A 1,788-nucleotide genomic window follows, 5' to 3' on the forward strand; every position below is an offset into this window, starting at 1 on the left:
GAGGCAACCTCGCCAACGTGAGATGTCCGTTTAGTTCTAATTCTTGCTATCGGGGAAAAATAAGTTTACCTCTATTTTTCATCCTCGATATGTCTCATGAATTCTAAAACTTTCTTAAATGGTATAGCTCTATTAGTTGGATTGGCACTCGTTACCTATTCTCAATTGAGCAAAAAGAGAAAAAAATGCCGATGGGAATTGAAGCCCGTGACCACTTGCGTAGCGGAGCCATGCCGTAGGCTTATCGCTCAAGAGTTAGCCCAAAAAGAAGGTTTAGGAATTTGGAACGGTAATCCTCAACCTCCTTGGAAATGGCGAAAAGCTAACAAGTAACAATGTCTTTTAAAATGAAGATATAAATTATCTCGCTCTCAATTAATGACTACCAAAGAAACTAGACAAGAAATTGCTTCAAATTTACAAATATTTCAGAAGGTAGAGCAAAAAGAAAGATTTTTATTTGTAGTTGGAGCTTTGGTTTCAAGGGTGATTAGCTTGCAAAAAGCAGCAGAAATGATGGAACTAGAAGTTGAAGTATTTCTGCAACTATTAGAGTTAATGGGTATCGAATTTTATTACCTAACCGATGATGATATCGCTCTAGAAAGAAGCTGGTGAAAGTTGTTTTTAATTCCTCTCCCCTAATATTTCTATCTCGGTTAAATTATCTCGAACTATTCTTGCAATATGACTATGAATTTTTAGTGCCAGAAGTAGTCATCGAAGAAATTAACGCCAAACAAGATGAAGCGAGTCATTATGTAAATGTTGTAGTTGCTAACAACAGTTTGACCGTCGAGCAAATTGGTCTTGTTTCTCTTGCTAAGAGTATTAACGAACGTCTGGGCAGAGGAGAAGCAGCAGCGATCGCTCTGGCTTCGGAATTACAATCTGACTACATAATTTTAGATGATTTTGCCGCCCGTCGCGAAGCTATGAGATTGGGCTTAAATGTCAAAGGAACACTGGCGGTTATCAAGAAAATGATGGCAGACGACCGAGTAAAAATAGACGATCTAGACCGATTTTATCAACAGTTATTACAGATTAAGTTTCGGGTTAAACGCTCTATTTTTGAGGCGATTTTTACTGATTAAATTACTACCATAACGACAACTGCCCAGGACTAATGCCACTATACTTGCCCCTGTGTAAATTGAGATGACAGGCAGCACAGACAGATAGAAGATTGGATAGGCGATTATCCGTAGTGTCGTGGTTGCGATGGTGTACCTGCAAAATATCCGCCGTCCATTCCGAGCGAGTTAAACTCTCTGGTCTTTCCCCTGGACAGTAACACCGCTTACCGCAACACTCACAGCACCAGTTTGCAGCTTCTTTGATTTTTAGTGTAAGTGCTTTCCAGTTGGCAGGGTAGAGACTAATATCTATGGGCATTTTTAGGTCTGGCGATCGCTGAATGGAAATTATTGTATCGTAGTGTGGCGATCGCGCCAACTTCCCCAGTCAAACTACAATTAAAAGTAAACTGGCGATCGCGTTCTGGTCATGAGTATCATCAAACTGATTGGCATCAAGCAGTACACCTTAGCTGTCTACTACACCTTATCTGATTGTTACAAATACGCCATCATTGATGACTATGGCACAGTCTACGAGCCAGATGAGATCTACTATACGAGTGAAGCAGCAGAACGGGAAGGCAGAGAGGCAATTAACACCGTTTCTAATTAGAAAAAACTGCGATCGCTCAGGAGTTAGCCCAGGAAGAAAAATTAGGAATTTGGCAGGGAAATCCTCAACCACCTTGGGAATGGAGACAAGCTA

Annotated in this window: 5 protein-coding genes; 4 read left to right on the plus strand and 1 reads right to left on the minus strand. The window is 40.7% G+C overall.

Translation table 11 applies throughout. The features are described 5' to 3' along the window. Nucleotides 1–96 precede the first annotated feature (96 nt). From KV40_RS31625 to KV40_RS31635, 3 genes are read left to right on the plus strand one after another with little or no spacing between them, the layout of a single operon-like run. A complete protein-coding gene (locus KV40_RS31625) occupies nucleotides 97–333 on the plus strand; it encodes a hypothetical protein (protein ID WP_036489772.1) in 237 nt (78 codons plus the stop codon). 45 nt (nucleotides 334–378) lie between these two features. Beyond that, on the plus strand, nucleotides 379–618 hold the full coding sequence (locus KV40_RS31630) for a hypothetical protein (protein ID WP_036489774.1): 240 nt from the start codon (nucleotides 379–381) through the stop codon (nucleotides 616–618). Beyond that, nucleotides 615–1,097 (plus strand): hypothetical protein, encoded by a 483-nt coding sequence (locus tag KV40_RS31635; protein ID WP_036489775.1) that lies wholly within the window; start codon nucleotides 615–617, stop codon nucleotides 1,095–1,097. The genes KV40_RS31630 and KV40_RS31635 overlap by 4 nt, the downstream gene beginning before the upstream one ends. A gap of 4 nt (nucleotides 1,098–1,101) precedes the next feature. On the opposite strand, the gene KV40_RS33935 is transcribed toward KV40_RS31635, so the two are convergent. Beyond that, a complete protein-coding gene (locus KV40_RS33935) occupies nucleotides 1,102–1,458 on the minus strand; it encodes an HNH endonuclease (protein ID WP_253274438.1) in 357 nt (118 codons plus the stop codon). A 51-nt stretch (nucleotides 1,459–1,509) separates the two neighbouring features. Here KV40_RS33935 and KV40_RS31640 point away from each other — a divergent pair, with 51 nt between their 5' ends. After that, complete coding sequence (locus KV40_RS31640) at nucleotides 1,510–1,695, plus strand: hypothetical protein (RefSeq protein WP_036489777.1); 186 nt, start codon at nucleotides 1,510–1,512, stop codon at nucleotides 1,693–1,695. The last annotated feature ends 93 nt before the right edge of the window (nucleotides 1,696–1,788 follow it).

Origin of the sequence: Myxosarcina sp. GI1, assembly GCF_000756305.1 — a bacterium.
In the GTDB taxonomy this organism is placed as follows: Bacteria; Cyanobacteriota; Cyanobacteriia; order Cyanobacteriales; family Xenococcaceae; genus Myxosarcina.